Here is a 3,036-nt window from a genome sequence, read left to right on the forward strand (position 1 = left end):
GTGCTCGACCGCCTACAAGTTCACCCGCGAACAGCAGGACAACTTCGCCATCGAATCCGTGAAGCGCGCCCAGGCGGCGCAGCAGAACGGCGGCTTTGCATGGGAAATCACCCCGGTAACCGTGACCACCCGCACCGGCGACGTGGTGATCGACAAGGATGAAGGCCCGCTGAAAGCCAAGGTCGAAAAGATCCCGGCACTGAAGCCTGCTTTCGCCAAGGACGGCACCATCACCGCTGCATCCTCGTCCTCCATCAACGACGGCGCTGCTGCACTGGTGCTGATGCGCGAATCCACCGCCAAGAAGCTGGGCGCCAACGTGATCGCCAAGATCACCGGCCACGCCACCAACTCCCTGGTGCCGGAACAGTTCACTACCGCTCCGATCGGCGCGATCCAGAAGCTGTTCGCCAAGACCGGCTGGAAAGCCAGCGACGTTGACCTGTACGAGATCAACGAAGCCTTCGCTGCGGTGCCAATGGCTGCAATGCACGACCTGGACATCCCGCACAGCAAAGTGAATGTGCACGGCGGCGCTTGCGCCCTGGGCCACCCGATCGGCGCCACCGGCGCGCGCATCATCATCACCCTGATCGGCGCTCTGAAAGCCAAGGGCGGCAAGAAGGGCGTGGCGGCATTGTGCATCGGCGGCGGCGAAGCTACCGCGATGGGCATTGAACTGGTGTAACGGCGATGGGAACGGCACTCATAGTTGGCGCCTCGCGCGGCATCGGCCTGGAACTGGTGCGCCAGTACCTGGCCGATGGCTGGCGCGTGATCGCCACCGCACGCAAAAAGGAAGACTGTGACACGCTGGCGGAGATGGGTGCCGAACCCCACAAGCTGGATGTAACGAACGTGGAAGCCGTGGCGGGACTGGGCTGGAAACTCGATGGCGAACATCTCGATGTCGCCATCCTGAACGCCGGCGTATTCGGTCCGAAAACCGATGGCTTCCCGATGCAAACCGATTTCGACGCGGTCATGCACACCAATGTGCTGGCTGCCATGCGCCTGCTGCCGATCATCGCACCGCTGGTGTGTCTGGCGCGCGGCAAGCTGGCCGTGATGTCCTCGCGTATGGGATCGCTGAGCGAGCGTACGCGCCCCAACGGCTCGCTGTACCGCGCCAGCAAGGCTGCGCTGAACTCGGTGCTGATCGATACCGCGCTGAGCTTCGGCAGCAAAGGCGCTACCTGCGTCGCGCTGCATCCGGGCTGGGTGCGCACCGACATGGGCGGCTCAGGCGCCGACCTGGCGGTGGAAGAAAGCGCGCGCGGCATCCGCAAAACCCTGGCGGCCCTGCCGCCTTCCGATCAAGCCGTCTACCGAGACTACGACGGCACCCCCATCGGCTGGTAACCCCACTTGGGGTCAGGCGCTAAATGGGACATGAGTCCGCTTAGAACAAGGATAAACATGATTCTGAATGATGAACACCAGATGATCCGTGACGCCCTGCGCACGTTTTCGCAGGAGCGCCTGGCGCCCAACGCGGCCCGTTGGGACAAGGAACACCATTTCCCGAAAGAGGAACTGAAAGAACTGGCGGCACTGGGTGCGTTCGGCGTCGCCGTGCCGGAAGAACAGGGCGGCGCTGGCCTCGACTACGTGTCGCTGGCCCTGGTGCTGGAAGAAATCGCAGCGGGCGATGGCGGCACCTCCACCATCATCTCCGTGAACAACTGCCCGGTGTGCAGCATCGGCATGATGTACGCGAACGCCGCGCAGAAAGAACAATGGCTGCGTCCACTGGCGCAAGGCGACATGCTGGGCGCGTTCGCGCTGACCGAGCCGCACACCGGCAGCGACGCCGCCGCGCTGCGCACCACGGCCACGCTGGATGGCAATGAATACGTCATCAACGGCACCAAACAATTCATCACCTCCGGCAAGCATGCCGACGTGGCGATCGTGTTTGCCGTGACCGACAAGGCAGCCGGCAAGAAAGGCATCAGCGCCTTCTGGGTACCGACGTCGGCACCGGGCTACATCGTGGCCGGCATCGAACACAAGATGGGCCAGCACTCTTCGGACACGGCGCAGATCCTGTTCGAAAATTGCCGCGTACCGGCCGAGAACATGATTGGCGAACCGGGCCAGGGCTACAAGATTGCCTTGTCCGGCCTGGAAGGCGGCCGTATCGGCATCGCCTCGCAATCGGTAGGCATGGCCCGTTCGGCATTCGAAGCGGCGCTGAAGTACGCGCGCGAACGTGAATCGTTCGGCAAGCCGATCTTCGAACACCAGTCGGTGCAGTTCAAGCTGTCCGAAATGGCGATGCAGCTCGAAGCCGCACGCCAGCTGATCTGGCACGCCGCCTCGCTGAAGGACGCCGGCCAGCCCTGCCTGAAAGAAGCCGCGATGGCCAAGCTGTTCGCCTCCGAGATGGCCGAGCGCGTCTGTTCCGACGCGATCCAGATCCACGGCGGCTACGGCTACACGTCCGACTTCCCGGTCGAGCGCATCTACCGCGACGTGCGCGTGTGCCAGATCTACGAAGGCACCAGCGACATCCAGAAACTGCTGATCGCCCGCGCACTGTAAAAAGTCGGGGTCAGGAAAAATCAAAGTTTGCTTGCGCTAGTGCAAATGGCAGACCTGACCCCAACTGTCATCAAAATGTATTCTTTTGTCGAATTCGCTCGGCACCTGCGCCACGAGCAGTAAGAACTTATAGAATGTCCGGTGCAGAAGGAGACATTCATGGTTCAAGTAATGCTGGTGGAAGACGATCCGCGCCTGGCCGAGCTGGTCACGGAGTATCTGGCGGGGTATGAGTTCAAGGTGGACGTAGTCAGCCGTGGCGATGAGGCGCTGGCGCGTTTCAAGGCGCAGCCGGCGGATATCGTCGTGCTGGACTTGATGCTGCCCGGCCTGGATGGCATGGAAGTGGCCCGCCAGCTGCGCGAGGTCAGCGATGTGCCGATCCTGGTGATGACCGCCCGTGAAGATTCTTATGATGAAGTCTCTCTGCTGGAGCAAGGCGCCGACGATTTCATCAACAAGCCCGTGCAGCCGCGCGTGCTGCTGGCC

General features: G+C 62.4%; 4 protein-coding genes. All 4 read left to right on the forward strand.

Translation table 11 applies throughout. From position 1 onward, the window contains the following. The coding region (locus AB4Z11_RS27960; RefSeq protein ID WP_442029100.1) for an acetyl-CoA C-acyltransferase at nucleotides 1-688 on the forward strand (688 nt) is incomplete at its 5' end. A gap of 5 nt (nucleotides 689-693) precedes the next feature. Then, on the forward strand, nucleotides 694-1,362 hold the full coding sequence (locus AB4Z11_RS27965; RefSeq protein ID WP_442029101.1) for an SDR family oxidoreductase: 669 nt from the start codon (nucleotides 694-696) through the stop codon (nucleotides 1,360-1,362). A 57-nt stretch (nucleotides 1,363-1,419) separates the two neighbouring features. Beyond that, entirely contained in the window at nucleotides 1,420-2,547 is a 1,128-nt protein-coding gene (locus tag AB4Z11_RS27970) for an acyl-CoA dehydrogenase family protein (protein WP_442029102.1), read from the forward strand. A gap of 159 nt (nucleotides 2,548-2,706) precedes the next feature. Further along, nucleotides 2,707-3,036 (forward strand): response regulator transcription factor (locus AB4Z11_RS27975; protein ID WP_442029103.1); only part of this gene is annotated, 330 nt, incomplete at its 3' end.

The sequence above is a fragment of the Pseudoduganella sp. RAF53_2 genome (genome assembly GCF_052113985.1).
GTDB lineage: Bacteria > Pseudomonadota > Gammaproteobacteria > Burkholderiales > Burkholderiaceae_D > Rugamonas.

Coding starts and splice junctions, on each gene's coding strand:
- AB4Z11_RS27970 (WP_442029102.1), top strand. CDS start 1,420: ATGATTCTGAATGATGAACACCAGATGATCCGTGACGCCCTGCGCACG.
- AB4Z11_RS27965 (WP_442029101.1), top strand. CDS start 694: ATGGGAACGGCACTCATAGTTGGCGCCTCGCGCGGCATCGGCCTGGAA.